At 67.0% G+C, this 23,306-nt stretch carries 26 protein-coding genes and 1 pseudogene; 10 read left to right on the forward strand and 17 right to left on the reverse strand.

Annotated elements, in window-relative coordinates; all coding sequences use genetic code 11:
• Nucleotides 1-20 precede the first annotated feature (20 nt).
• The 4 genes from gcl to lysM all read left to right on the forward strand — a co-directional run bounded on the left by gcl (nt 21) and on the right by lysM (nt 4,523).
• Nucleotides 21-1,796, forward strand: a complete 1,776-nt coding sequence (gene gcl / locus DIE08_RS22330; protein WP_124903599.1) for a glyoxylate carboligase — start codon at nt 21-23, stop codon at nt 1,794-1,796.
• 44 nt (nt 1,797-1,840) lie between these two features.
• Entirely contained in the window at nt 1,841-2,650 is an 810-nt protein-coding gene (gene hyi / locus DIE08_RS22335) for a hydroxypyruvate isomerase (RefSeq protein ID WP_124903601.1), read from the forward strand.
• A gap of 37 nt (nt 2,651-2,687) precedes the next feature.
• On the forward strand, nt 2,688-3,596 hold the full coding sequence (locus DIE08_RS22340) for a 2-hydroxy-3-oxopropionate reductase (RefSeq protein ID WP_260437096.1): 909 nt from the start codon (nt 2,688-2,690) through the stop codon (nt 3,594-3,596).
• 456 nt (nt 3,597-4,052) lie between these two features.
• Nucleotides 4,053-4,523, forward strand: coding sequence for a peptidoglycan-binding protein LysM (gene lysM, locus DIE08_RS22345; protein WP_124903603.1), 471 nt, complete (start codon nt 4,053-4,055; stop codon nt 4,521-4,523).
• 83 nt (nt 4,524-4,606) lie between these two features.
• On the opposite strand, the gene DIE08_RS22350 is transcribed toward lysM, so the two are convergent.
• Nucleotides 4,607-5,629 carry an asparaginase gene (locus DIE08_RS22350; protein WP_124903605.1) on the reverse strand — a complete coding sequence of 341 codons (1,023 nt, stop codon included), beginning with the start codon at nt 5,627-5,629 and terminating at the stop codon, nt 4,607-4,609.
• 272 nt (nt 5,630-5,901) lie between these two features.
• On the opposite strand from DIE08_RS22350, the gene DIE08_RS22355 reads away from it, so the two are divergent.
• From DIE08_RS22355 to DIE08_RS22370, 3 genes are all read left to right on the forward strand, one after another.
• Nucleotides 5,902-6,192, forward strand: a complete 291-nt coding sequence (locus tag DIE08_RS22355) for a PsiF family protein (RefSeq protein WP_044843641.1) — start codon at nt 5,902-5,904, stop codon at nt 6,190-6,192.
• 318 nt (nt 6,193-6,510) lie between these two features.
• Complete coding sequence (locus DIE08_RS22365) at nt 6,511-6,972, forward strand: hypothetical protein (protein ID WP_185715886.1); 462 nt, start codon at nt 6,511-6,513, stop codon at nt 6,970-6,972.
• A 229-nt stretch (nt 6,973-7,201) separates the two neighbouring features.
• Complete coding sequence (locus DIE08_RS22370; protein ID WP_059680074.1) at nt 7,202-7,789, forward strand: YSC84-related protein; 588 nt, start codon at nt 7,202-7,204, stop codon at nt 7,787-7,789.
• 99 nt (nt 7,790-7,888) lie between these two features.
• On the opposite strand, the gene DIE08_RS22375 is transcribed toward DIE08_RS22370, so the two are convergent.
• The 9 genes from DIE08_RS22375 to mltG all read right to left on the reverse strand — a co-directional run bounded on the left by DIE08_RS22375 (nt 7,889) and on the right by mltG (nt 16,500).
• Nucleotides 7,889-8,953, reverse strand: a complete 1,065-nt coding sequence (locus tag DIE08_RS22375; RefSeq protein WP_059604220.1) for a glycosyltransferase family 4 protein — start codon at nt 8,951-8,953, stop codon at nt 7,889-7,891.
• Between the two features lie 301 nt (nt 8,954-9,254).
• On the reverse strand, nt 9,255-10,421 hold the full coding sequence (locus DIE08_RS22380; RefSeq protein WP_124903609.1) for an AAA family ATPase: 1,167 nt from the start codon (nt 10,419-10,421) through the stop codon (nt 9,255-9,257).
• Nucleotides 10,422-10,454: 33 nt separating this feature from the next.
• On the reverse strand, nt 10,455-11,627 hold the full coding sequence (locus DIE08_RS22385) for a mechanosensitive ion channel family protein (RefSeq protein ID WP_059604216.1): 1,173 nt from the start codon (nt 11,625-11,627) through the stop codon (nt 10,455-10,457).
• A 97-nt stretch (nt 11,628-11,724) separates the two neighbouring features.
• On the reverse strand, nt 11,725-12,081 hold the full coding sequence (locus DIE08_RS22390) for a Rap1a/Tai family immunity protein (protein ID WP_006755340.1): 357 nt from the start codon (nt 12,079-12,081) through the stop codon (nt 11,725-11,727).
• A 119-nt stretch (nt 12,082-12,200) separates the two neighbouring features.
• Nucleotides 12,201-12,911, reverse strand: coding sequence for an ankyrin repeat domain-containing protein (locus tag DIE08_RS22395; RefSeq protein WP_059817616.1), 711 nt, complete (start codon nt 12,909-12,911; stop codon nt 12,201-12,203).
• A 43-nt stretch (nt 12,912-12,954) separates the two neighbouring features.
• The gene (locus DIE08_RS22400; RefSeq protein ID WP_059538079.1) at nt 12,955-13,734 is read right to left on the reverse strand and encodes a TatD family hydrolase; all 780 of its coding nucleotides are present in this window, start codon (nt 13,732-13,734) and stop codon (nt 12,955-12,957) included.
• 79 nt (nt 13,735-13,813) lie between these two features.
• On the reverse strand, nt 13,814-14,842 hold the full coding sequence (locus tag DIE08_RS22405; RefSeq protein ID WP_124903611.1) for a DNA polymerase III subunit delta': 1,029 nt from the start codon (nt 14,840-14,842) through the stop codon (nt 13,814-13,816).
• A gap of 18 nt (nt 14,843-14,860) precedes the next feature.
• Nucleotides 14,861-15,481, reverse strand: a complete 621-nt coding sequence (gene tmk, locus DIE08_RS22410) for a dTMP kinase (RefSeq protein WP_059604208.1) — start codon at nt 15,479-15,481, stop codon at nt 14,861-14,863.
• Complete coding sequence (mltG, locus tag DIE08_RS22415; RefSeq protein ID WP_124622580.1) at nt 15,481-16,500, reverse strand: endolytic transglycosylase MltG; 1,020 nt, start codon at nt 16,498-16,500, stop codon at nt 15,481-15,483. The genes tmk and mltG overlap by 1 nt, the downstream gene beginning before the upstream one ends.
• 77 nt (nt 16,501-16,577) lie before the next feature.
• Between mltG and DIE08_RS22420 the strand changes: the two genes are divergently transcribed.
• Nucleotides 16,578-17,612, forward strand: coding sequence for a folate-binding protein YgfZ (locus tag DIE08_RS22420; protein ID WP_124903612.1), 1,035 nt, complete (start codon nt 16,578-16,580; stop codon nt 17,610-17,612).
• A gap of 76 nt (nt 17,613-17,688) precedes the next feature.
• Nucleotides 17,689-18,534: an NRDE family protein gene (locus DIE08_RS22425; protein WP_124903614.1), complete on the forward strand. Its 846-nt coding sequence runs from the start codon at nt 17,689-17,691 to the stop codon at nt 18,532-18,534.
• A gap of 17 nt (nt 18,535-18,551) precedes the next feature.
• On the opposite strand, the gene DIE08_RS22430 is transcribed toward DIE08_RS22425, so the two are convergent.
• From DIE08_RS22430 to DIE08_RS22450, 5 genes are all read right to left on the reverse strand, one after another.
• Nucleotides 18,552-18,992, reverse strand: a complete 441-nt coding sequence (locus DIE08_RS22430; RefSeq protein ID WP_124903616.1) for a GNAT family N-acetyltransferase — start codon at nt 18,990-18,992, stop codon at nt 18,552-18,554.
• Between the two features lie 34 nt (nt 18,993-19,026).
• Complete coding sequence (locus tag DIE08_RS22435) at nt 19,027-19,986, reverse strand: alpha/beta hydrolase (protein ID WP_124903618.1); 960 nt, start codon at nt 19,984-19,986, stop codon at nt 19,027-19,029.
• 61 nt (nt 19,987-20,047) lie between these two features.
• Nucleotides 20,048-20,350 carry a hypothetical protein gene (locus DIE08_RS22440; protein WP_409360404.1) on the reverse strand — a complete coding sequence of 101 codons (303 nt, stop codon included), beginning with the start codon at nt 20,348-20,350 and terminating at the stop codon, nt 20,048-20,050.
• 108 nt (nt 20,351-20,458) lie between these two features.
• Nucleotides 20,459-20,938, reverse strand: a complete 480-nt coding sequence (locus tag DIE08_RS22445; RefSeq protein ID WP_006753420.1) for a PaaI family thioesterase — start codon at nt 20,936-20,938, stop codon at nt 20,459-20,461.
• Entirely contained in the window at nt 20,935-21,252 is a 318-nt protein-coding gene (locus DIE08_RS22450) for a Dabb family protein (RefSeq protein WP_124903620.1), read from the reverse strand. The genes DIE08_RS22445 and DIE08_RS22450 overlap by 4 nt, the downstream gene beginning before the upstream one ends.
• Nucleotides 21,253-21,555: 303 nt before the next feature.
• Here DIE08_RS22450 and DIE08_RS36735 point away from each other — a divergent pair, with 303 nt between their 5' ends.
• Nucleotides 21,556-22,125 (forward strand): phage integrase central domain-containing protein, encoded by a 570-nt coding sequence (locus DIE08_RS36735; protein WP_124903632.1) that lies wholly within the window; start codon nt 21,556-21,558, stop codon nt 22,123-22,125.
• Here DIE08_RS36735 and DIE08_RS22460 read toward each other — a convergent pair.
• Nucleotides 22,095-22,403: pseudogene (locus tag DIE08_RS22460) on the reverse strand (transposase); the annotation flags it as partial. The gene DIE08_RS36735 and the pseudogene DIE08_RS22460 overlap by 31 nt on opposite strands.
• Nucleotides 22,404-23,044: 641 nt before the next feature.
• A complete protein-coding gene (locus DIE08_RS22470; RefSeq protein ID WP_124903622.1) occupies nt 23,045-23,296 on the reverse strand; it encodes a PAAR domain-containing protein in 252 nt (83 codons plus the stop codon).
• Between the last annotated feature and the right edge of the window lie 10 nt (nt 23,297-23,306).

Below are 23,306 nucleotides of genomic sequence, written 5' to 3' on the forward strand. Positions count from 1 at the left end.
GCACATTCAAGGAGACATTCATGGCCAAGATGAGAGCCGTCGACGCAGCCGTACTCGTGCTCGAGAAGGAAGGCATCCAGACCGCGTTCGGCGTGCCGGGCGCAGCAATCAACCCGTTCTATTCCGCGATGCGCAAGTCGGGCGGCATCAGCCATGTGCTGGCCCGCCACGTCGAAGGTGCGTCGCACATGGCCGAAGGCTTCACGCGCGCCGCGCCGGGCAACATCGGCGTGTGCATCGGCACGTCGGGCCCCGCCGGCACCGACATGATCACCGGCCTGTACTCCGCGTCGGCCGACTCGATTCCGATCCTCGCGATCACGGGCCAGGCACCGCGTGCGCGCCTGTACAAGGAAGACTTCCAGGCCGTCGACATCGAGTCGATCGCGAAGCCCGTCACCAAGTGGGCCGTCACCGTGCGCGAGCCGGCGCTGGTGCCGCGCGTGTTCCAGCAGGCGTTCCATCTGATGCGCTCGGGCCGCCCGGGCCCGGTGCTGGTCGACCTGCCGATCGACGTGCAGCTCGCCGAGATCGAATTCGACATTGACACGTACGAGCCGCTGCCGGTCTACAAGCCCGCGGCGACCCGCGCGCAGATCGAGAAGGCGCTCGCGATGCTCAACGACGCGGACAAGCCGCTGATCGTGTCGGGCGGCGGCGTGCTCAACGCGGCGGCCGAAGACCTGCTCGTCCAGTTCGCCGAAACGATCGGCGTGCCCGTGATCCCGACGCTGATGTCGTGGGGCGCGATTGCCGACGATCACCCGCTGATGGCCGGCATGGTCGGCCTGCAGACGTCGCACCGCTACGGCAACGCGACGATGCTCGCGTCCGACTTCGTGCTCGGCATCGGCAACCGCTGGGCGAACCGCCACACGGGCAGCGTCGAGGTCTATACGAAGGGCCGCAAGTTCGTGCACGTCGACATCGAGCCGACCCAGATCGGCCGCGTGTTCGGCCCTGATCTCGGCATCGTGTCGGACGCGAAGGCCGCGCTGGAACTGTTCGTCGCCGTCGCGCAGGAATGGAAGGCCGCCGGCAAGCTGAAGGATCGCAGCGCATGGGTGTCCGAGTGCCAGGAACGCAAGCGCACGCTGCAGCGCAAGACCCACTTCGACAACGTGCCGGTCAAGCCGCAACGCGTGTACGAAGAGATGAACAAGGTGTTCGGCCGCGACACGTGCTACGTCAGCACGATCGGCCTGTCGCAGATCGCCGCCGCGCAGTTCCTGCATGTGTTCAAGGCGCGCAACTGGATCAACTGCGGCCAGGCCGGCCCGCTCGGCTGGACGATCCCCGCCGCGCTCGGCGTGCGTGCGGCCGACCCGCGCCGTCCGATCGTCGCACTGTCCGGCGACTACGACTTCCAGTTCATGATCGAGGAGCTGGCCGCCGGCGCGCAATTCAAGCTGCCGTACGTGCACGTCGTCGTGAACAACTCGTACCTCGGCCTGATCCGCCAGGCGCAGCGTGCGTTCGACATGGACTACTGCGTGCAGCTCGCGTTCGACAACGTCAACGCACCGGAGCTGAACGGCTATGGCGTCGACCACGTGGCGGTCGCCGAAGGCCTCGGCTGCAAGGCGCTGCGCGTGTTCAAGCCGGAAGAGATCGAGCCGGCACTGCGTCAGGCGCAAACGCTCGCGGAAGAATTCAGTGTGCCGGTCGTCGTCGAAGTGATCCTCGAGCGCGTGACGAACATCTCGATGGGCACCGAAATCGACGCGATCAACGAGTTCGAGGAACTCGCCGAGCGGGCCGAACACGCGCCGACCGCGATCTCGATGCTCGACTGATCCGCACGACATTTTTTGACTGACCGACCGAAGAGGCTTAGCTCATGCCGAAGTTTGCTGCAAACCTGACCATGCTGTTCAACGAAGTGCCGTTCCTCGACCGCTTCAAGGCGGCCGCCGACGCGGGCTTCGACGCCGTCGAGTTCCTGTTCCCGTATCCGTACGCGAAAGAGGAACTCGCCGAGCGGCTCGAGACGCATCGCCTGCGCCTCGTGCTGCACAACCTACCCGCGGGCAACTGGGATCAGGGCGAGCGCGGCATCGCGTGCCTGCCCGATCGCGTCGGCGAGTTCCAGGAAGGGGTCGGACGTGCCATCGAGTACGCGAAGGCGCTGAAGGTGTCGCAGCTGAACTGCCTCGTCGGCATCCCGTCGGCGAGCACGGCGCGCGACAAGACGTTCGTCACGATCGTCGACAACCTGCGCTTCGCCGCCGACGCGCTCAAGCGCGAAGGCATCCGCCTGCTCGTCGAGCCGTGCAACAGCTTCGATATCCCGGGCTTCGCGCTGAACCGCTCGTCCGAAGGGCTCGACGTGATCCGCGCGGTCGGCTCGGACAACCTGTTCCTGCAGTACGACATCTACCACATGCAGCGCATGGAAGGCGAACTGGCCGCGACGATCGAACGCAACCTCGCATCGATCGGCCACGTCCAGCTCGCGGACAACCCGGGCCGCAACGAGCCGGGTACGGGCGAGATCAATTACGCGTTCCTGTTCGCGCTGCTTGACCGGCTCGGCTACGCCGGCTACGTCGGCTGCGAATACAAGCCCCGCACCACCACGACGGAAGGCCTCGGCTGGCTGCAAAGCGTCGCCGGCTGCGCATCGGGCTCGGCGCGTCGCGCAGCCTGAGGCCCGCCCTTCCCGCGGCATTCCCACATACGCCCCTATAGGAGACTTTCACATGGCAACCATCGGTTTCATCGGCCTCGGCATCATGGGCGCGCACATGGCGCGCAACCTGCTCAAGGGCGATCATCAGCTCGTCGTGAACGGTGCGTTCCCGATTCCCGACGACCTGCGCGCCAGCGCGAAGGTCGTCGCAAATTCGACCGAAGTCGCGCAGAACGCCGACATCATCATCTCGATGGTGCCGGACACGCCCGACGTGCGTAACGTGCTGTTCGCCGACGACGGCGTCGCGAAGGGCCTCTCGGCCGGCAAGCTCGTGATCGACATGAGCTCGATCTCGCCGCTCGACACGCAGGAATTCGCGAAGCAGATCAACGCGCTCGGCTGCGACTACCTCGACGCGCCGGTGTCCGGTGGCGAAGTCGGCGCCCGCGAAGCGACGCTGACAATCATGGTCGGTGGCCCGGAGAAGGCCTTCGAGCGCGCGAAGCCGCTGTTCGAGAAGATGGGCAAGAACATCACGCTCGTCGGCGACAACGGCGCAGGCCAGACCTGCAAGGTCGCGAACCAGATCATCGTCGCGCTGAACATCGAAGCGGTCGGCGAAGCGCTGCTGTTTGCCGCACGCTCGGGCGCCGATCCGGAGCGCGTGCGCCAGGCGCTGATGGGCGGCTTCGCCGCGTCGCGCATCCTCGAAGTGCACGGCGCGCGCATGACGAAGCGCACGTTCGATCCGGGCTTCCGCATCGAGCTGCATCAGAAGGACCTGAACCTCGCGCTCGACGGTGCACGCAAGCTCGGCCTCGCACTGCCGCACACGGCGAGCGCGCAGCAGCTGTTCAGCGTGTGCGCATCGCATGGCGGCAAGGCGTGGGATCACTCGGCACTCGTGCGTGCGCTCGAGATCATGTCGAACTTCGAGATCGGCCAGACGCCGGCCGCGTAACGCCGACGCAACGACGCGCGTTTCGCTGCAACGGCGAACGCGCGACGCACACACGCGATCCGGCCACGGCCGGTCGCATCGATGCATGCCTGTGCGTGCATCACGATGGGGCGTCCCGCCGCGTATTGCTGAAATGCGTGCGCGGCGGGGCGAAAAACGCCGCTCTGGGCTGAGAGCGGCGTGGTGGGGTCCGCAGCGGCACCCGGCGACGCCGGGGAAGCCTTGGTCGGTCAGACGTCGTCGTCGGGTGTCCGCCTGTCGGATTTCGCGTATTACATTTCTTTACGTTCGGGCGTGCGATTTTTCATGCAATCGTCGCGATGAACGCCTACACTTTCGCCACGCCTTTCGAGAAATCCGCCGCGCTTGCGCTCACGCCCGTGATCGCGCCCAGCGCGGTGTTTTTTTCGCCACTTCACGGCGCGTTTTCTTTTCAACCACCTAGGGAGTGCAACGATGGGTCTTCTTTCGTTTATCAAAGAGGCGGGTGAAAAACTGCTGGGTCACGCCGATGCGCAAGCAGCGGAAGATCCGAATGCCGCGAACCAGACCGCGGCCGATGCGATCAAGAACTACATCAACACGCAAGGTCTCGACACGTCGAACCTGACCGTGGCGTTCGACGGCGCATCGCGCACCGTCACGCTGTCGGGCAGCGTCTCCGACCTCGACACGAAGGCTAAGGTCAAGGTCGCGGCCGGCAACGTGCAAGGCGTCGCGGGCGTCAACGACGACGATCTGCAGCCGGACGATCCGGAAGTTCAGTACCACGATGTGAAGCCGGGCGACACGCTGTCGGCGATCGCCAAGGAAGTGTACGGCGACGCGAACAAGTACCCGGCGATCTTCGAGGCGAACAAGCCGATGCTGTCGAGCCCGGACCGCATCTATCCGGGTCAGAAGCTCGTGATTCCGCCGCAGTCCTGAGCATTCGCGCAGTACTGACGCAAAAAAGGCAGGCCGATGGCCTGCCTTTTCTTCATGCGCGCCGCCCGATCGGCGGACAGCGGTCAAAGCGTATCGAATGCGCGTTGCAGCGCGTCGCGTCCGTGCATGCCGTTCGCGAGCGCAAGCATCAGCAGCACGCGTGCCTTGAACGGGCTCAGCGACCCGGCGCTCACGAAACCGAGCACGTCGTCGTTCGCGGCGCCGTTGCGCATCACGTGCCCCGAGCCGACGCGCGACGCACGCACCACGGCGACGCCCGCTTTCACCGCATCGGCGAGCGCCGCCTGCAGCGTCGCGTGGATCGACCCGTTGCCGGTGCCCGCCACGACGAGGCCGCGCACGCCGGCCGCCACGAGCGCGTCGACGGCCGTGCGCGTCACGCCCGCATAGCTCGCGACGACTTCGACCGGCGGCCACGTGGCAGCAATCGCCAGGTGCGCATCGCGCGAGCGCGTCACGCGGCGCGCGAATTCGACGCGGCCGTCCTGCACCCAGCCGAGCGCGCCCAGTTCCGGCGACTGGAATGCGTCGACCGCGTACGTGCTCGTCTTCACCACGTCGCGCGCGCCGTGGATCCGGTTGTTGAACGCGACGAGCACGCCCTGCCCGCGCGCGTCCGGGTGAGCGGCGACCGTCACCGCGTTCAGCAGGTTCAGCGGCCCGTCGGATGACAGCGCGGTGGCCGGCCGCATCGCGGCCGTCAGCACGACCGGCTTGTCGCCGGTCACGACCAGATGCAGCGCGTACGCGGTTTCCTCGAGCGTGTCGGTACCGTGGGTGATCACGATGCCGTCGATCGCCGGATCGGCCATCAGCGCGTCGATGCGCGCGGCGAGCGTATTCCAGAGCGGCAGCGCGAGATCCTTGCTGTCGATGCTGGCGACCTGCTCGGCATCGATGCGCGCGACCGACCCGAGCGCCGGCACCGCGTCGAGCAGGAAATTGACGCCGAGCGCGCCGGCCTGATAGCCGGCCGTGCTGGTGGCGTCCGGCGCGGCGCCGGCGATCGTGCCGCCGGTGGCGAGTACGGCGATGCGCGGCAGCGCCGGCACGGACGAAGGAGTTGCGGTGTTCGGAATATTCATGGCCGCGATTGTAATCGCTCGCGGCCGGCATCCGGTAGGTCACGTGCGCGCGCCCGGAGCCGAACGCGTCGCATCATGGTTTGTCCCGATCGCCGGCATGCGCACGCCGTCAACGGCCGCGTTGCCCGCCGCGTTATAGGTATGCCGTTTTGGTGTTTTCACATTGATTTGCCATAATCGGAGCGCGCGGCGCGATGTGACCCTGTTCCCGTTGCGCCGGGCTTCGTGACGGCGTCGATATAAAACGCAATTCACCCCATGGGAGTGTCGAAATGAAAATCCAATCGCTCGTAGCCGCAGTCCTTCTCGGCGGCATGCTGGCTTCCCCCGCTTTCGCGGCGAACAGCCAGCAGGACAAGATGAAGGCCTGTAACACCCAGGCCGCCGGCAAGACGGGCGACGAACGCAAGGCGTTCATGAAGGACTGCCTGTCGGCCAAGCCCGCGAAGAAGATGTCGCAGCAGGAAAAGATGAAGGCCTGCAACACCCAGGCCGCCGACAAGAAGGGCGACGACCGCAAGGCTTTCATGAAGAGTTGCCTGAGCAGCCAGCCGGCCGCCTGAGTTCCGGCGCTCCCGCGCGAATGCCGCGCACCGCTTCGGCGGGCGCGGCATTTTTGTTTTCGTTGCACGCGCATCGACGCGCGCGACGACGCCGGATGCGTCACCGCGCTGTCCGGCCAACGGCATCGTGCCGTTGCGACATGCTCCACCACCCTCCCACCCCGCTTCCCTCCGCGCGCCGCACGAATGCCGCCACATGGTGCGGCAATTCGCCGCGATTTCTTCTATGATGGCTGCAACGCGGCCCATCCAAGTACAAGAAGCGCCATCGGGCCGCCCTCGAGACGGACGCGCACACCGCGTCAAACGGAGGCATGGATGGCATGGAGACAACACCGCTGGTTCCGCCGCTGGCTGATCGTGATCGTGTTCTGGGCCGTGCCCGTCGCGATCGTCGCCGTGCGCGAGATCCGCGAGGAAATGGCATACAACAAGGCCGACCTGCAGCTCGCGCTGACCACCTGGCAGCTCACCGATGCGCAGCAGGCGGCAGGCGCCGCCGCGAAGTGCCACGGCGATCCTGACGCGGCGCGCGCCGCCGGCTGCCCGTCCGACGTGCTGGCCGCCAACGCGGCACGTCAGCAGGCAGCCCGGGACGAATACGTGGTGCGCCGCAATACGCTCGCCGGTTATCTGTGGCATGCATTCGTCGGCTATTGGGTCGTACCGGCCGCGTTCCTGTTCGCGTGCGGGGTCGTGATCGCGCTGATCCGCCGCGCGCTGCGCCGCCCGCCGATCAAACCGCCTGCCCCGCCGGCACCACCCGTCACGCCGCACTGACGCGCAGCAACCGTTTCCCTTTCCCCTTTCCTGCCGCCCCCGGCCGGCCGCGCGACGTATGGCCGTACGCGCGCCGGTCCGTCCGTTGGCGCGCCGCGACACCCCAAAACGATTTGACGCTTTTTCACGCGCGAACGAAAAGGGTTTGTAATCCGCTGTGATATAACTGCCGACGTGATCCGCTCCTTGAGCGAGACTCACTCCGAACGTCATCCGATGGAGAAGAACGATGCAAAAACGGAATCTTGTGCTGAAAGCCGCCGCTGCGCTTGTCGTCGGTAGCCTTGCGCTCACCGGTTGCACCACCACCCCCGACAAGCCCGACAATGCCGCGACCAACGCGTCGAAGCGTCAGGCGATCGATTCGAGCGTCGACGCAACGCTGTCGCGCATGTATTCCACGGTCAAGGGTTCGCGCGAACTCGTCGCGAAGTCGCGCGGCGTGCTCGTGTTCCCGGACGTGATCCAGGCAGGCTTCATCGTCGGCGGCCAGTCGGGCAACGGCGCACTGCGCGTCGGTGGCAGCACGGTCGGCTACTACAACACGTCGTCGCTGTCGGTCGGCCTGCAGGCCGGCGCGCAGTCGAAGGCGATCGTGTTCCTGTTCATGACGCAGGAAGCGCTCGACGAATTCCGCGGCTCGGACGGCTGGGCAGCCGGCGCCGGCGCATCGGTCGCGCTCGTGAAGATGGGCGCGAACGGCGCGGTCGACACGACCACGGCCACCGCGCCGGTCCAGGTCGTCGTGCTGACCAATGCCGGCCTGATGGGCGACGTGTCGATCAACGGCACGAAGGTCACGAAGCTGAAGATCTGACGCCGAGGCGTCCTCGCCCGTGCGCACCGCGCGCGGGCGACGTGCAAACGGCGATGTCCTTGCGGGCATCGCCGTTTTTTTATCCGCGCGCGTGGCGCGTCAGGTCGTCGAATCGATCACCTTGAAGCGCGAACGCTTCTGCGCGCGAATCAGCGACTGGTACACGTCGACGTATTGCTGCGCCATCCGCCGCGCCGTGAAGCGCTCCTCGAAGCGCTGCCGCACGCGTGCGCGCGGCAGCAGGTGCAGCCGGTTCACGGCGGCCACCGCGCTGATCTCGTCCTCGACGATGAAGCCCGACACACCCTCGTCCAGCACCTCCGGCACCGCGCCGCGATTGAACGCGATTACCGGCGTGCCGCACGACATCGCCTCGATCATCACCAGCCCGAACGGTTCCGGCCAATCGATCGGAAACAGCAGCGCATGCGCGCCCGACAGGAATTCGGCCTTCTGGTGGTCAGCGATCTCGCCGATGTATTCGACATGCGGGAGGGCGAACAGCGGCTTGATCTCGCGTTCGAAGTATTCCTGGTCCGCCGCGTCGATCTTCGCTGCGATCCGGATCGGCAGCCCGCACTGGCGTGCGATGCGGATCGCCGTGTCGACCCGCTTCTCCGGCGAGATACGGCCGAGGAACGCGAGATAGCGCGGCTCGACGGGCTGCGGCAGGTACAGTGCGTCGGGCAGGCCGTGGTACACGGTCGTCAGCCATTTCGCCTGCGGCAGCGGCTGGCGCTGCGAATTCGAGATCGAGATCACCGGCGCGGTGTTGAACGTGTCGAACACCGGTTGCTGCTCGGGCAGATCCAGCCGGCCGTGCAGCGTCGTCACGTACGGTGTGTCCTGCCGGTTGAAAACCGAAAACGAGTAGTAGTCCATGTGAAAATGGAGCACGTCGAAATCCTTCGCGCGGCGCGCGACCGTCTCCATCAGCAGCATGTGCGGGGCGACGCGATCGCGGATCGACGAGTCGAGCCGCAACGCGCGTGGCCACACCGGTTCGAGCCTGGCCCGGGTCGTCGAATCGCCGCTGGCGAACAGCGTCACGTCATGGCCGAGGTCGACGAGCGCCTCGGTGATGTAGGACACGACGCGCTCCGTGCCGCCGTACAGCTTCGGCGGCACGGATTCGGTCAGCGGGGCGATCTGGGCAATTCTCATGGTCCACGTCTCCTGTGTCCTCGGTCAGCCGGCACGGGGGCTGGTGCACGCCGCGCTCCGTGCGGCATGCGGCCGGCATCGCGCCGGCCGAATATCTCATTATTATTCGCGATCCCGATGCCCGGAAGCACCGGACTTTCATTTTATGGGCGTTGTTACAGACAGGATACATTCGCCCGCGGGCCGCCCGTACCAGCTTCGAGGCGGCCGGACCGGCGCGACGGGCATCCGAGGGCGGGCATCCGAGGGCGAGCGACCGACGGCCCACCGCTGACGCGCCACGCGCGCACCGCCCCGCCCGTCAGCGCGACGGCCACTTCCACGGCGGCAGGTCGCGCGTATCCGCGTCGACGAGCACGGTCGCGCCGAGTTGCTTGTCGAGCACCAGCGACTCGCAGCCGGCCTCGCGTTCGAGCGTCGCGATGAGCCGCGCCGCGTGCGACACGACCAGCACCTGCGAACGCTGCGCGGCCTGTGCGATCAGGCGGCCGAGCGCCGGCAGGAGATCGGGATGCAGGCTCGTTTCCGGCTCGTTCAGCACCATCAGCGCGGGCGGCCGCGGCGTCAGCAACGCGGCCGCGAGCAGCAGATAGCGCAGCGTGCCGTCCGACAGCTCGGCGGCCGACAACGGCCGCAGCAGCCCCGGCTGGCGCATCAGCACGTCGAAGCGGCCGCGGCCGCCCGGATTGTCGATGTCGATCGATGCGCCGGGGAACGCGTCATCGATCGCCGCGTCGAGCGCGGCGGCATCTCCGATTTCGCGAATCGTCTGCAGCGCGGCGGCCAGGTCGGCGCCGTCGTCCGCGAGCACCGGCGTGTGGGTGCCGATGTGCGACTGCCGGGCCGGCGCCTGCGCATCGGTGCGGAAATGGTCGTAGAAGCGCCACGATCGGATCCGCTCGCGCACCGCGATCATCTCCGGCGCGCCGACCGGATCGGCGAACTCGGTCATCATGCTGTCGAAGCTCGCGACCGGCTGCGGCACCGTGTGCCAGTCGCCCGACCCGGTGCGCGCGCGAATCTGCGCGCCCTGCCGGTCGACCAGCAGCGTCGACGGGCGCAACAGCGCGCCACCCCAGATGCATTCGCGCTTCACGACGGGATCGAGCGCGAACTGCGAACGGCTCGGGACCGGCAGGCCGAGATCGATCGCATAACCGAAATCGTCGCTCGCGAAACCGAGCTTGAGGCTCACCGGTCCATTGCGCACCGTACCGGTCACCGGCGTCTCGCCGCTCAGCATCGCGCGCGAAAAGCGCTCGGGGCCGGCCCACAGCGTCGAGGGCAGCCCGCCTTCGCGCGCGAGCGACGGAATCACGCGCCCCTGCGCCGTATCGGCGAGCAGCCGCAGCGCGCGGTAAACGCTCGACTTGCCGCTGCCGTTCGGCCCCGTGACGACGGTGAGCGCCGCGAGCGGCACGATCAGCTCGCGCAGCGAGCGGTAGTTGGCAATGGCGAGCGTGTTCATGGAAAGAAAATGGCGGCGGGTACCGGCACGCGTTCAGCGGCCTTCGGTGGCCTTCGGATCGGCCGCGGTGTTGGCTGCCGTGCTGGCGGCGGGCGGCCGCGCATGCGGTCGTTCGGGGCTCGGCTCGTCCAGCGCCGAATCGTGCGGATACAGTTCCATCCGGCTGCGCGGCAGGCATTGCGGAAAACGCGCCTGCAGGTAGGCGATCAAGCCCTCGCGCACGCGGCAGCGCAGATCCCAGCACGCCGACGAGTCGGCCGCGCTGACGAGCGCGCGCAACTGCATCGTGCGTTCGGTCGCGTCGGTCACCTGCAGCACCTGCACGCGGCCGTCCCACTCGGGCGCCGCATGGACGAGCCGCGCGAGTTCCTCGCGCAGCGGCGCGAGTGGCGTGCGGTAGTCGACCGACAGGTACACCGTGCCGATGATCTCCGAGCTGCTGCGCGTCCAGTTCGTGAACGGGTTTTCGATGATCCACTGCAGCGGAACGACGAGCCGGCGCTGATCCCACAGCCGCACCGACACGAACGAGCCGGTGATTTCCTCGATGCGGCCCCACTCGCCCTGGATCACGACGACGTCGTCGAGCCGGATCGGCTGCGTGAGCGCGATCTGCAGCCCGGCGATCAGGTTGCCGAGCACCGGCCGCGCGGCGATGCCGGCAACCAGCCCCGCGACGCCGGCCGACGCCAGCAGGCTCGCGCCGACCTGGCGCACGTTCGGGAACGTCATCAGCGCGGCGCCGGTGCCGATGATCACGATCAGCACCATGACGGTCCGCACGAGCACCTTGGCCTGCGTGTGGACGCGCCGTGCGTGGAGATTGTCGGCCGCATCCATCGGATGGGCCTGGATGATCGCGTCGCCGACGCCGGCCACGAGCCGCACCAGCAGCCAGGTCAGCGACACGATGGAGCCGACCGCGGCCGCGGTGCGCATCCCGCCCACGAACGACATGCCCTCGTCGGCCTGGATCCACAGGAACTCGAGCGCGAGCAGCGCGAGCGTGACGAGCGAAGGTTTGTCGATGTAACGCAGGATCACGCTCATCAACGGATACGGCTGCGCGATGCGCTTGACGATGCGTGCGCCGACACGGTGCACGATCACGACGACGAGCACGACGATGACCGACACGCCCAGCGTGCCGAGCCACGCATGCAACGGCGCATCGGCGATGCGCTGCAATTCCTCGATTGAAATCATCGGCGCCCGGGAATGCTTCGGTTATGAGGCGCGGCGGCCTCGTCCTGGATGCGTCGGCGACGTCCGGGCAACGCGCGCGCCCGGCCCCGGCGTCAGATCAGCTGCCGCCCCTGCAGGGGAACGCCTTGCCGAGACCGAGCGACACCGCGGTGCTCGCGTTGTAGTCGGCCAGCTTCGGGTTCTCCGCGATGTACTTGCGCACCGCGTCGGTCATCTGCTGCGCCCGGATGTCGGGCGGCAGGCAGAAATACTGCCCGACGCGCGGCCCCGTGGTACCGCCGATCGCGTCGATCGTGTTGTAGACGCCATCGGCGGCGCCTTCGATGTAGGCGGCGCACGACGCCCGCGACTTGACGTCCGTCTTCGCGCACAGCCGGTCGAGATCCGCGCCCGTGAAAGCCGCCGCCGACAACGGCACGGCGAACGCCGCGGCACAAAACATAGCCCGCAACATGGTGTTCCTTATGTCAATGCGGCCCCGGGCCGCTTGCTGCGCTGACCGGCGCGGCAGCCGGACGCCCGCGGCCGGCCGGGTTCCGGACGGCCGGGCGCTGCGCCACCGCGCCGAAACCGTCATTTTGCACTCTTTTGGGCATCTGCCGGCGCCGACGCACCGACGCGCACCGTCCGCTTGCTCAGGATGTCGATTGCGTCCGGTGCCTTGTAGTGCTTCGCGAACTCGAGCGCGGTGATGCCGAGCTGGTTCTTCACCTGCGGATCGGCACCCTGGTCGAGCAGCAGGTTGACGGTCGTCGCGTGGTTGCCGCGCGCGGCCATCATCAGCGGCGTCGTGCCGTTCGGCGATGCGGTGTCGATATACGCGTCGTGGTCGAGCAGGATCTTGACGACCTCGTCCTGGCCGTTGGTCGCCGCGTAGTGCAGCGGCGCCCAGCCCTTCTTGCTGACTTCCGCGCCCTTGTCGATCAGCAGCTTGACGAGCCCGACGTCGCCGTTCAGCGACGCGAGCATCAGCGCGTTCTCGCCGGCCTTGTCTTCCTTCTCGAGGTCGACGTTCGGCGTCGTGGCGATCGCGGCGGCAACCTTGTCGGACTTCTCGCGCGCGGCGATCACGAGGATCGGGTCGCCGTTCGGCGCGAGCGTGTTCGGATCGAGCTTGCCGCTCTTGAGCTGCTTGCCGATGTCGGCGATATCGTCGAACTTGACCGCCTTGACGATCGCGTCGAGCGACTCGGCATGCGCGCCGGCGGCGGCAAAGAGGCCGCTCGCGACGAGCGCGGCGGCGACGAGTGCGCGCTTGGGCAGGTATGTGGTCGGCTTCGTCATTGTTGTGGGCTCCTTCCCTGGGTTGTCGGCTGGCCGCGCGCCGTTAGCGGGCGATCTTGAACAGCCGGAAAAAGTTCTGTGTCGTCGCATCGGCGAGCGCCTCGACGGCGATCCCGCGCTCGGATGCGATAAAGCGTCCGACATGGCTGACGTACGCAGGTTCATTCGGCTTGCCGCGATATGGCACCGGCGCGAGGTACGGCGAGTCGGTTTCGATCAGCAGCCTGTCGAGCGGCACGCGCCGCGCGACGTCCTGCACGTCGGTCGCGTTCTTGAACGTGACGATCCCCGACAGCGAGATATGGAAGTTCTGCGCGAGCGCCTGCTCGGCAACGGGCCACGGCTCGGTGAAGCAGTGCATCACGCCGCCCGGCACGTCCGCGCGCTCCTCGGCCATGATTCGCAGCGTGTCTTCCGACGACGAGCGCGTATGGATGATCAGCGGCTTCATCGTCGCGGTCGCCGCGCGGATGTGCGTGCGAAAGCGTTCGCGCTGCCACTCCATGTCGGCGATCGAGCGGCCTTCGAGGCGATAGTAGTCGAGGCCCGTCTCGCCGATCGCGACGACCTTCGGATGCGCGGCCAGCTCGATCAGTTCCGCGAGCGTCGGCTCCCGTGCGTCCTCGTGATCCGGGTGCACGCCGACCGACGCGTACACGTTGTCGTGCGCCTGCGCGATCGCGAGCACGTCGGGCAGTGTCTCGAAGTCGACCGACACGCACAGCGCGTGCGTGACGTCGTGCTCGCGCATGTTCTCCAGCACGGCAGGCAGGCGGTCGGCGAGACCCTTGAAATTGATGTGACAGTGAGAATCGACGAACATCGTGTTTCCTGAATACGGTTGGCGGGCGCTCATGCACTCGCCGGCAATCGTTTCCTCACCCGAAGGAAACAATACTCGCTCACGCGAACATTTCCCGATAACCGAGAAACAGTTCCTCGAATACGAGCCGGGCATTGAGCGGATGGTTCTCGACCGTTCGCTGGCGCGTCACGGCCTTCATGAAGCGCGCGAACGCATTCGCATCGACCGCCTCCGCGCACCGCGCGAGCGCGGCCGCCTGCATCGGGAAGTAGCGCGGCGCGCCCGCCATCCGCTGCGCGAGCAGATCGTACAGCCAGCGCTGCAGCCAGCCGAGCACCAGCGGCACCGGCAGCTTCTGCAGCGTCTCGCCGCACGCGAACGGATCGCACGCGGAGCCGGCCGCGAGCTGGCCGAGCGTGAAATCGCGCAGCGGGCGGTTCTCGTCGCTCGCGAGCGCCAGCGCGGCGAGCGGCGCGCCGCCGGCTTCGGCGAGCAGCGCGCGCGCATCGTCGATACCCTGCGCCGCGAGCCATGCCGTGGCCGCGTCGGGCGCCGGCACGGTCATCGGCCACTGCCGGCAGCGGCTGATGATGGTCGGCAGCAGCCGGTCGATGCGGGCCGACACCAGCAGGAACACGACGCCGGACGGCGGCTCCTCCAGCGTCTTCAGCAGCGCGTTCGACGCGGCGACGTTCAGCGCCTCGGCCGGGTACAGCACGACGACGCGCGCGCCGCCGCGGTGCGAACCGACCCCGCAGAAGTCGAGCAACGCACGCACCTGCTCGATCTTGATTTCCTTGCTCGGCGCGCGCGTCTTCTTGCCGCCCTCGTCCGCGTCGGCAGGCTTCGCGTCGTCGGTGGCGCCCGGCGCCTCGCCCGCGAGCGCCTCGGGCAGCACGATCCGGTAGTCCGGATGGTTGCCCTGCACGAACCACGTGCAGGCCGCACAAGTGCCGCACGGCTCGCCGTTCGGCTGTGGCGCCTCGCACAGGAAGCCCTGCGCGAGATGCTGCGCGAACTGCAGCTTGCCGATCCCGGCCTGGCCGTGCAGCAGCAGCGCATGCGGCCACTGCGCACGCAGTTGCTGCAGGCGGTTCCAGTCGTCGGTCTGCCACGGATAGATCATGTGGTGCGTTCCTTCGTGTTACAGCGCGGCGAGCACGCGTTCGAGCTGCTGGCGGATGTCGGGAATCGTCTGCGTCGCGTCGACGATCGCGAAGCGGTGCGGCGCCTCTTCCGCGCGCCGCAGGTATTCGGCGCGAGTGCGTGAGAAGAATGCGTCCGACTCGCTTTCGAACTTGTCGGGCATGCGCGCGGCGCCGCGGCGCTCGCTCGCCACCTGTGGCGCGACGTCGAACAGCACCGTCAGGTCGGGCTGGAAGCCGCCCTGCACCCAGCGCTCGAGCGTCTCGAGCTTGTCGCGCGGCAGTCCGCGGCCGCCGCCCTGGTACGCGAACGTGGCGTCGGTGAAGCGATCCGACACGACCCAGTCGCCGCGCGCGAGCGCAGGCTCGATCACGAGCGCGAGGTGCTCGCGGCGCGCGGCGAACATCAGCAGCGCTTCGGTCTCGAGATCCATCGGCTGGTTCAGCAGGATCTCGCGCAGTTTCTCGCCGAGCTGCGTGCCCCCCGGCTCGCGGGTGACGACGACCTGCCGGCCGCTCGCGGCCAGCCTGGCCTGGAGGCGTTCGCAGAACCATTGCAGGTGGGTGGTCTTCCCCGCCCCGTCGATGCCTTCGAACGTGATGAATTTACCGCTCGCCATTATTGACCTCGTATGTACTTGTCCACGGCCTTGTTGTGGTCGCCGAGCGTGTCCGAGAACACGCTCGTGCCGTCGCCCTTCGCGACGAAATAGAGCGCGCTCGTCTGGGCCGGATTGATCGCCGCCTGCAGCGCGGCGACGCCCGGCAGGGCGATCGGCGTCGGGGGCAGCCCGCGGCGCGTGTAGGTATTGTAAGGAGTGTCGGCCTGCAGGTCGCGCTTGCGCAGGCGGCCGTCGTACGCGTCTCCCAGGCCGTAGATCACCGACGGATCGGTCTGCAGCGGCATCCCGATCCGCAGCCGGTTCGCGAACACGGCGGCGACGAACGCGCGGTCGGCCGCGTGGCCCGTTTCCTTTTCGACGATCGACGCGATCGTCAGCGCTTCGTAAGGCGTCTTGTACGGCAGTCCCGGCACGCGCGCGGCCCATGCTTCGTCGAGACGCGTCTGCATCAGATGGTACGCACGCCGGTAGATGTTCAGATCGCTCGTGCCCTTGTCGAACAGGTAGGTGTCCGGGAAGAACAGCCCCTCGCCGCTGCCGCGCTGAATCGCGTTGTCCGGCGCACCGATCGCGCGCAGCAGTTCGGCGTCGCTCATGCCGGCCGTCGCGTGCGCGAGATCGGGATTGCCGTCGAGTTCCGCGCGCATCCGCTTGAAGGTCCAGCCTTCGATCACCGTCGCGACGTACTCGTTCACGTCGCCCCGCGCGATCTTCTGCAGCACGTCGTACGGCGTGATGCCGGTCTTGAATTCGTAGTTGCCGGACTTGAGCCGGCTCGACAGCCCGAGCAGGCGCGTCATCGCGACGAAGCCGAGCGGCTCGACCGGCACGCCGCCGCGCCTGAGCTGCAGCGCGACGCTCTTGACGCTGCTGCGCGGCTTGATCGTGACATCGAGCGACGCGGCACCCAGCAGCAGCGGCCGGGTCGCCCAGTAATATCCGCCGCCCGCGCCGGCAGCGGCCACAACGACGGCCAGCGCCACGACAGTCGCGGCGCATTTCTTCAGTAGGGACATGGAAACGAGACTCAGGTAAGACCCATATAATACTTGCTCGCCTTCGTCAAAGTCAGGGTTGACTGTTCCCTCATTCCATGAGCACACCGTTCGCTTCACCGGCTGCACAGCCCGCATCCGTCTCGCTCCCCGTTTTCCCCCGCCCGTCAGCCGCCGATTTCGACGCGCCGGGCGCCTGCATGCCGCTTGCGCAGTTCGGCGTGATCGACGTGGCCGGCGACGACGCCGCGACGTTCCTGCACAGCCAGCTCACCAACGACATCGAGCATCTCGATGCCGCGAGCGCGCGCCTGTCCGGCTATTGCTCGCCGAAGGGCCGCCTGCTCGCGTCGTTCCTCGCGTGGCGCGCCGGTCACGGCGTGCGCCTGCTTGTCTCGAAGGACGTCCAGGCCGCCGTGCAGAAACGGCTGTCGATGTTCGTGCTGCGTGCAAAGGCGAAACTGACGGACGCGAGCGATGCGCTCGCGGTCGTCGGCTTCGCGGGCGACGTGCGCGACGTGCTGTCGGGCATCTTCGACGCGCTGCCCGACGGCGTGCACGTGAAGGTCGACGGCGCGGCCGGGGCGCTGATCCGCGTGCCGGACGCGGCCGGCCGCAAGCGCTACCTGTGGATCGGGCCCCGCGCGGAAGTCGACGCGCGTCTCGCCGCGCTCGCCGGCACGCTGCCGGTCGTGTCGCCGGCCGTCTGGGACTGGCTCGACGTGCGCGCGGGCGAGCCGCGCATTACGCAGCCGGCCGTCGAACAGTTCGTGCCGCAGATGGTCAACTTCGACGTGATCGGCGCCGTTAACTTCCGCAAGGGGTGCTACCCGGGCCAGGAAATCGTCGCGCGCAGCCAGTACCGCGGCACGATCAAGCGCCGTACCGCGCTCGCGCACGTCGCCGGCGAGACCGACACCGTGCATGCCGGCGTCGAGCTGTTCCACAGCGACGACCCGGGCCAGCCGTGCGGGATGATCGTCAACGCGGCGGCCGCGCCCGCGGGCGGCGTCGACGCGCTCGTCGAGATCAAGCTGGCCGCGCTCGACAACGGCACGGTGCACCTTGGTTCCGCCGACGGTCCGGCGCTCGCGTTCGACGCGCTGCCGTACGCGTGGCCGACGGAAGCGTGACGCACTGACAACCCGTTCGCACGCCGGCTCGCAGATCGCGGCCGGCGCCCGAAGTTTCCTGCGAGAGATTCGCCCGATGTGTCTGATTGCCTTCGACTGGCAGCCTGATGCCGCCGCCGGTCCCGTCTTTACCCTGACCGCCAACCGCGACGAATTCTTTCGCCGTACCAGTGCGCCGCTTTCGTGGTGGGAGGACGTGCCGGGCTTGCTCGCCGGCCGCGATCTGGAAGCGGGTGGCACGTGGCTCGGCGTGTCGCGCGACGGCCGCTTCGCGGCGCTGACGAATTACCGCGCGCCGTTCGACATTCGCGCGGGCGCGCCGACCCGCGGCAAGCTCGTGTCCGATTTCCTCCGCGGCCCGTCCGTCGCGCCGCTCGACTACCTCGGCGAGCTGGCCGAGCACGCGGCCGTGTACAACGGCTTCAACCTGCTGGTCGGCGACTGGAAGCGGCGCGAACTCGCGTGGTTCTGCAATCGCGCGGTCGAAGGCGAAACCGGCGTTGCATCGCCGGTCGCGATCGGCGCCGGCGTGCACGCGCTGTCGAACGCCCGGCTCGATACGCCCTGGCCGAAAGTCGTGCGCAAGCGCGCGGAACTCGGCACGCTGCTGACCGACAATCCGACCCCGTCGCTCGACGAGTTGATCGAGCTGATGCGCGATCCGCATGTCGCGGACGACGACGCGCTGCCGCACACCGGCATTCCGATCGAGCGCGAGCGGGCGCTGTCGGCCGCATTCATCGAGACGCCAGAATACGGCACGCGCGGCACGACCGCGCTGCGCGTGACGATGAAGGAAGGCGTGCGGCTGACGGTCGACATCAAGGAACGCTGCGACGACGACGGCTCGCACCGCACCGTTCGGCCGGGCAGTTTCGAGCGCACGTTCACGTTCGACATCGACGCGACGCAACCGCGCTGAGCCTGCCGCGCGCGGCACTAGGGCGTGCGCGCCATCTCGACGTGCGGCACGCCGATTTCGACGAACGGTTCGCCGATTGCCGCGAAGCCGTGCCGCACGTAGAACGACACCGCAGCATCCTGCGCGTAGAGCCGCACGATCGGCTCACCGCGATGCCGCGCCGCGTCCAGCAGCGCATGCAGCACGGCCGATCCCGCGCCCTGCCCGCGTGCATCGGCCAACACCGCGACGCGGCCGATCGTGCCGGTGCGCAGCAGCCGTCCCGTCGCGACCGCGCGGCGCGCGCCGGTCGCCGCATCGACGCGGTAGGCCACCGCGTGCAACGACAGTGGATCCTCGTCGTCGAGTTCCCATTCCGGCGGAATCCGCTGCTCGCGCACGAACACCGCATCGCGGATACGTGCGGCATCGCCGCCCAGCACGGCCCAGTCACCCGTCTCCACCCAGCCGTCGGTCATCGCTTCCTCCGCGCGGCGCCGGGCGCCGCCGCCATCAAACGTCGTCGAATGCGGCCTTGAGCGCCGCCACCGCGTCGGCATGCGCGGCCCGCACCTCCGGCACGTAGCCGCCCATCTTGAAGAACTCGTGGATCATCCCCGGATAACAGACCAGCGTAACCGTATTGCCGGCCGCGCGCAGCTTGTCCGCGTACGCGGCGCCCTCGTCGCTCAGCGGATCGTATTCGGCCGTCGCGATCCAGATCGGGGCCACACCGGCGAACGACGGCGCGCCGCGCGTGCCGTCGAGCGGCGCGAAGCGCCAGTCGTCGCGGTCGGATCGATCCCGCACGTATTGCGTGAAGAACCACTGGATCGTGTCCTGGGTCAGCAGGTAGCCGTTCGCGAGCCGTCCGTGCGATTCGGTGTCCTGGTAGCCCGTCACGCCCGGATAGATCAGCAACTGCAGCGCAAGATCGATGCCCGCGTCGCGCGCGAGCACCGCGCAGACGGTCGCGAGCGTACCGCCCGCGCTGTCGCCACCAACCGCGAGCCGCGTCGCATCGATACCGAATGCGGCAGCCTCGCGATGCAGCCAGCGCAATGCGTCGTCGGCGTCGTTCACGGCGGTCGGGAACCGGTGTTCGGGCGCGAGCCGGTAGTCGACCGACAGCACCGCGCACTGCGCGTCACGCGCGAACATGCGACACAGCGCGTCGTGCGTATCGACGCTGCCGACCGTGAAGCCGCCACCGTGGTAATAGACGAGCGCCGGCAGCGGTTCGGCGAGGCTCGGCTCGACCGGCAGAAAGAGCCGCGCGCCGATCGTGCGGCCATCGCGCGTCGGCACGACGCAGGCCTCGACCGAATGCATCGGCGCGGGCGCGACATCGAGGATCGGCGCACTCTTCTCGTACGCGGCGCGCGCCTGCTGTGGCGTCTGGTGGTGATAGGACGGGCGTTTTGCGCGCTCGACCATGTCGAGTATCTGGGCGATCTTCGGATTCAGCGGCATCGGTGAGGACGGCGCGTGCGGCGCCGTGAACGGACAAGCGTCACATGATGCCACGCGCGGATCAGAGGAGTTGCATGAGCTGCTTAGCGAAATTGTGGCCTCTCAGGAGCCCGGAGAACGCGTCCGGCGCCGGCTCGAGTCCGTATGCGATCGTCGCGACGAGTTCGCCGAGCTCGGCCAGCGCGGGCGGCCATGCGTCGGGGTGTTCGAATACGATGAAGCCCTGCATCGTCAGCGGCGAACGCAGGTTCAGGCCCGGATTCGCGAGCGGCACGGGCGGCGTTTCGACGAGCCGGAAGTTGTCGGCGCGCGCGGCGCCTTGCGGGCGTGACACGAGCAGGATCTGGCGGTTGATCGTGTTCATGGTTGTCTCCCTGGATTCGTTCGCAGCGTCACGCCGTCCCGTTGTGAATCCGTGCCGCAAAACAAAACGGCCCCGCCTGTGACCAGGCAGGGCCGCGCGTCCCGGCGCTTACGCGTCGCTCGGGCCGGGCTGGGCGTCCGGCGCCGTACGCGTGCGTTGCCGCTTGATGTCGCGACCCACCGCGAGCCGCCGCATATACTTGAACGTGCCGAGCGCCTTCGCGACAAAGTTGCCGTCGCTGTCGCGCACTTCACCTTCGCAGTACGCCATCGTCGTCGAACGATGCATCACGCGTCCATATGCGCGCAATTCGCCGCGCCCGGGCTGCATGAAATTCACCTTCATCTCGACCGTGACGACGCCGACGCCGTCGTCGGTCAGGCTCCGGGCGGCCATCGCGAGCGCGATGTCCGATAGCGTCATCGTCACGCCGCCGTGCGCGATGCTCCACGTGTTCATGTGCCGCTCGTCGAGCGGCAGCACGATCTCGCTCGCACCATCCTTCGCAGACACGAGCCGCACGCCGAGCAGATCGACGAAAGGGCTTTCGATCGACGGGCCATCCGTCGGGGATGCCGCGTCGCTCATCGCGCTGCGCTTTCGGCCAGGTAGTCGACACACTGGCGCGATTCCGCCACCGCAACGACGAATTTCTTCACTTCCTGGTGAACCGGATGCACCTGGTACGCATCGAGCGCGGCCTTGTCCGTGAAATCGGACACGAGCACCACGTCCGACGTGGCTTCGAGGCCCGGCGTCGCAATGCCGACGTCGAGTTGCAGGATGCCCGGCACGAGGTCGCGGCAGCCTTCGAGCTTTTCCTTCAGCTTCAGCGCGTTCTGCGCACGCGTGCCGCCTTCCGCCGATTCTTTCAGCTTCCACATCACGATATGTCTGATCACTTCCGTTGCTCCTGTTCGTGTTGGTTCGGCGATTCGCCTATAACCCTTACCAGTTGGGCACTTTACGCCCTTCCACTGTTCGCTTATGTTCGCCGGAAATCGTCCCCAGCCGAGAAAAAACGGGGTACAAAAGGGGGTATCATTTCGACAATCCAGAGTCGATACCCCCTTTTTCACCCTACTTAGCGACGTCAAAATCCGACAAGCGAAAGCAGGCAACAAGCCTACCAAACTTACCGACGGCAATGGACTGTATCTGTTGGTGAGCCGTCTGGCTCCAAGCTCTGGCGATACAAGTACCGAATTGCTGGGAAAGAGAATCTTTTCGCGATCGGCGAATATCCCACCATCAGCCTCCAAGACGCGCGCACGGCACGCGACGATGCCCGTGAACTCGTCACGAAGGGGCTGCATCCGCCTCACGCGCGGCAGGAAGTGCTGTCCGCGCGCATCAACGAAGGCAAAGCAACTTTTCGAGCCGTCAGCGACGAGTGGCTGGAGAAGAAGCGAAAGACGTGGACCGAACGACATTTTGGCGAGATTCTGCGCATGCTAGAAACCGATGCGTACCCGTTCATCGGGAACCGCCCCATGCGCTCGATCACCGCCCCCGATGTACTTGCTTTGATGCGCCGAGTCGAAGAGCGGGGCTCGCCTTCCGTAGCAATCAAGCTCCGTCAGTACGTATCGAACGTGTTCCAATACGCGGTGATCACACTTCGGGCAGATACAGACCCCGCATCGGTGTTGCGCGGCTCGGTCCTGAAACCACCGACTGAGAATGCCCGGCCGTTGAGCCGCGAGGAGGTATCCGGAATTCCGTGTGTGAGGCGGGTTAGGATTCAGATTCCGATGTTGAATCGCTCCGGGTAAAGCAGCGCAAACTGCGTCATCGCGCTTTTCCAATCGTGCCGGGAGCCGGTCCACTTCGCAACGACGTTACGCAGCGCCAGCCAGATCAGCTTCAGCGCGGCCTCATCCGACGGGAAGTGGTCGCGCGCCTTGATGATCTTCCGAAGCTGCATGTGCAGCGACTCGATCACGTTGGTCGTATATACAATTTTCCGGATGTCGGGCGCGAAGGCATAGAACGGAATCACCTGATCCCAAGCCCGGCGCCAGAGGGCGGCAATCGGTGGGTATTTCTGTCCATGTCAGCCGCGCGTTGTAGGCAGCGAGAACGGGCTCGGCTTCAGCAGAATCGACCACCAGTAACGTGTGTCCGTCGAAGGTCCGGCCGATCTTTCGCCCCTCGATGCCGACGACCAGCACTGCATGTAAGACCGCACGCGACTGCCGAAACGTCAGGACCACCGGACGGCCACGCATCACTTCTCGTTTGCTGAACCGGTGCACGTCTGCGTGCGCCCCTTCAAAGGAGGCTGTGCGCAGTCCCCAGTCGAGTCCTCCAATCAGCGCTTGCAACTCTTCGAGCGATACTCCCGACAAGTAGAACGGCTGCGCGCGACGCCAGAATTCCGATTCGGGGGCGCGACGGCGCGATGGCACATTCAAAGGATCGGACAAGCAGCCAAGCATCGCGAGCGCCATCGCCGTCGCAGGTAACGCGCAGGCGCTGTCCCAACAGCCTTGAAAACTGAATGCCGGGGTATTCGAGCCGACAAGCGTGAGGCGTAGGCCAGAATGAAGGGCCGGATGGAGTTTTTGCACGGTACCCAACACCCCAGCCCGGCAAAAGTGCGGGGCACTAGGTGCTATACATTTGTGAGTGCGGATTTCAATACATGACCGATGATAGTGTCGACACGGCGCTACCTGCTCGACCTCAGACTCAAACGAGACTTGAGATTAGGTGACAGCCGCACGTGGCGCGGTGGCCGTGACGAGCGATCGTAATACCATCATCCGTCATCGATGGATCGCCCTCCTCGATGAGGTTAGGTGAGACATCGGGATGTTGGGGGCACGACACGCGATCACCTTTGCGGGCGACATAGCGACCATCGAAACGCATGGTCGCAGAGCCCGTTTCGACCTTGCCACCATGGTCGGTGTCGTCGCCGATGCGGATAAGATCAATCATGGCGGGATAA

The sequence above is a fragment of the Burkholderia sp. Bp9004 genome (genome assembly GCF_003858025.1).
In the GTDB taxonomy this organism is placed as follows: Bacteria; Pseudomonadota; Gammaproteobacteria; order Burkholderiales; family Burkholderiaceae; genus Burkholderia; species Burkholderia diffusa.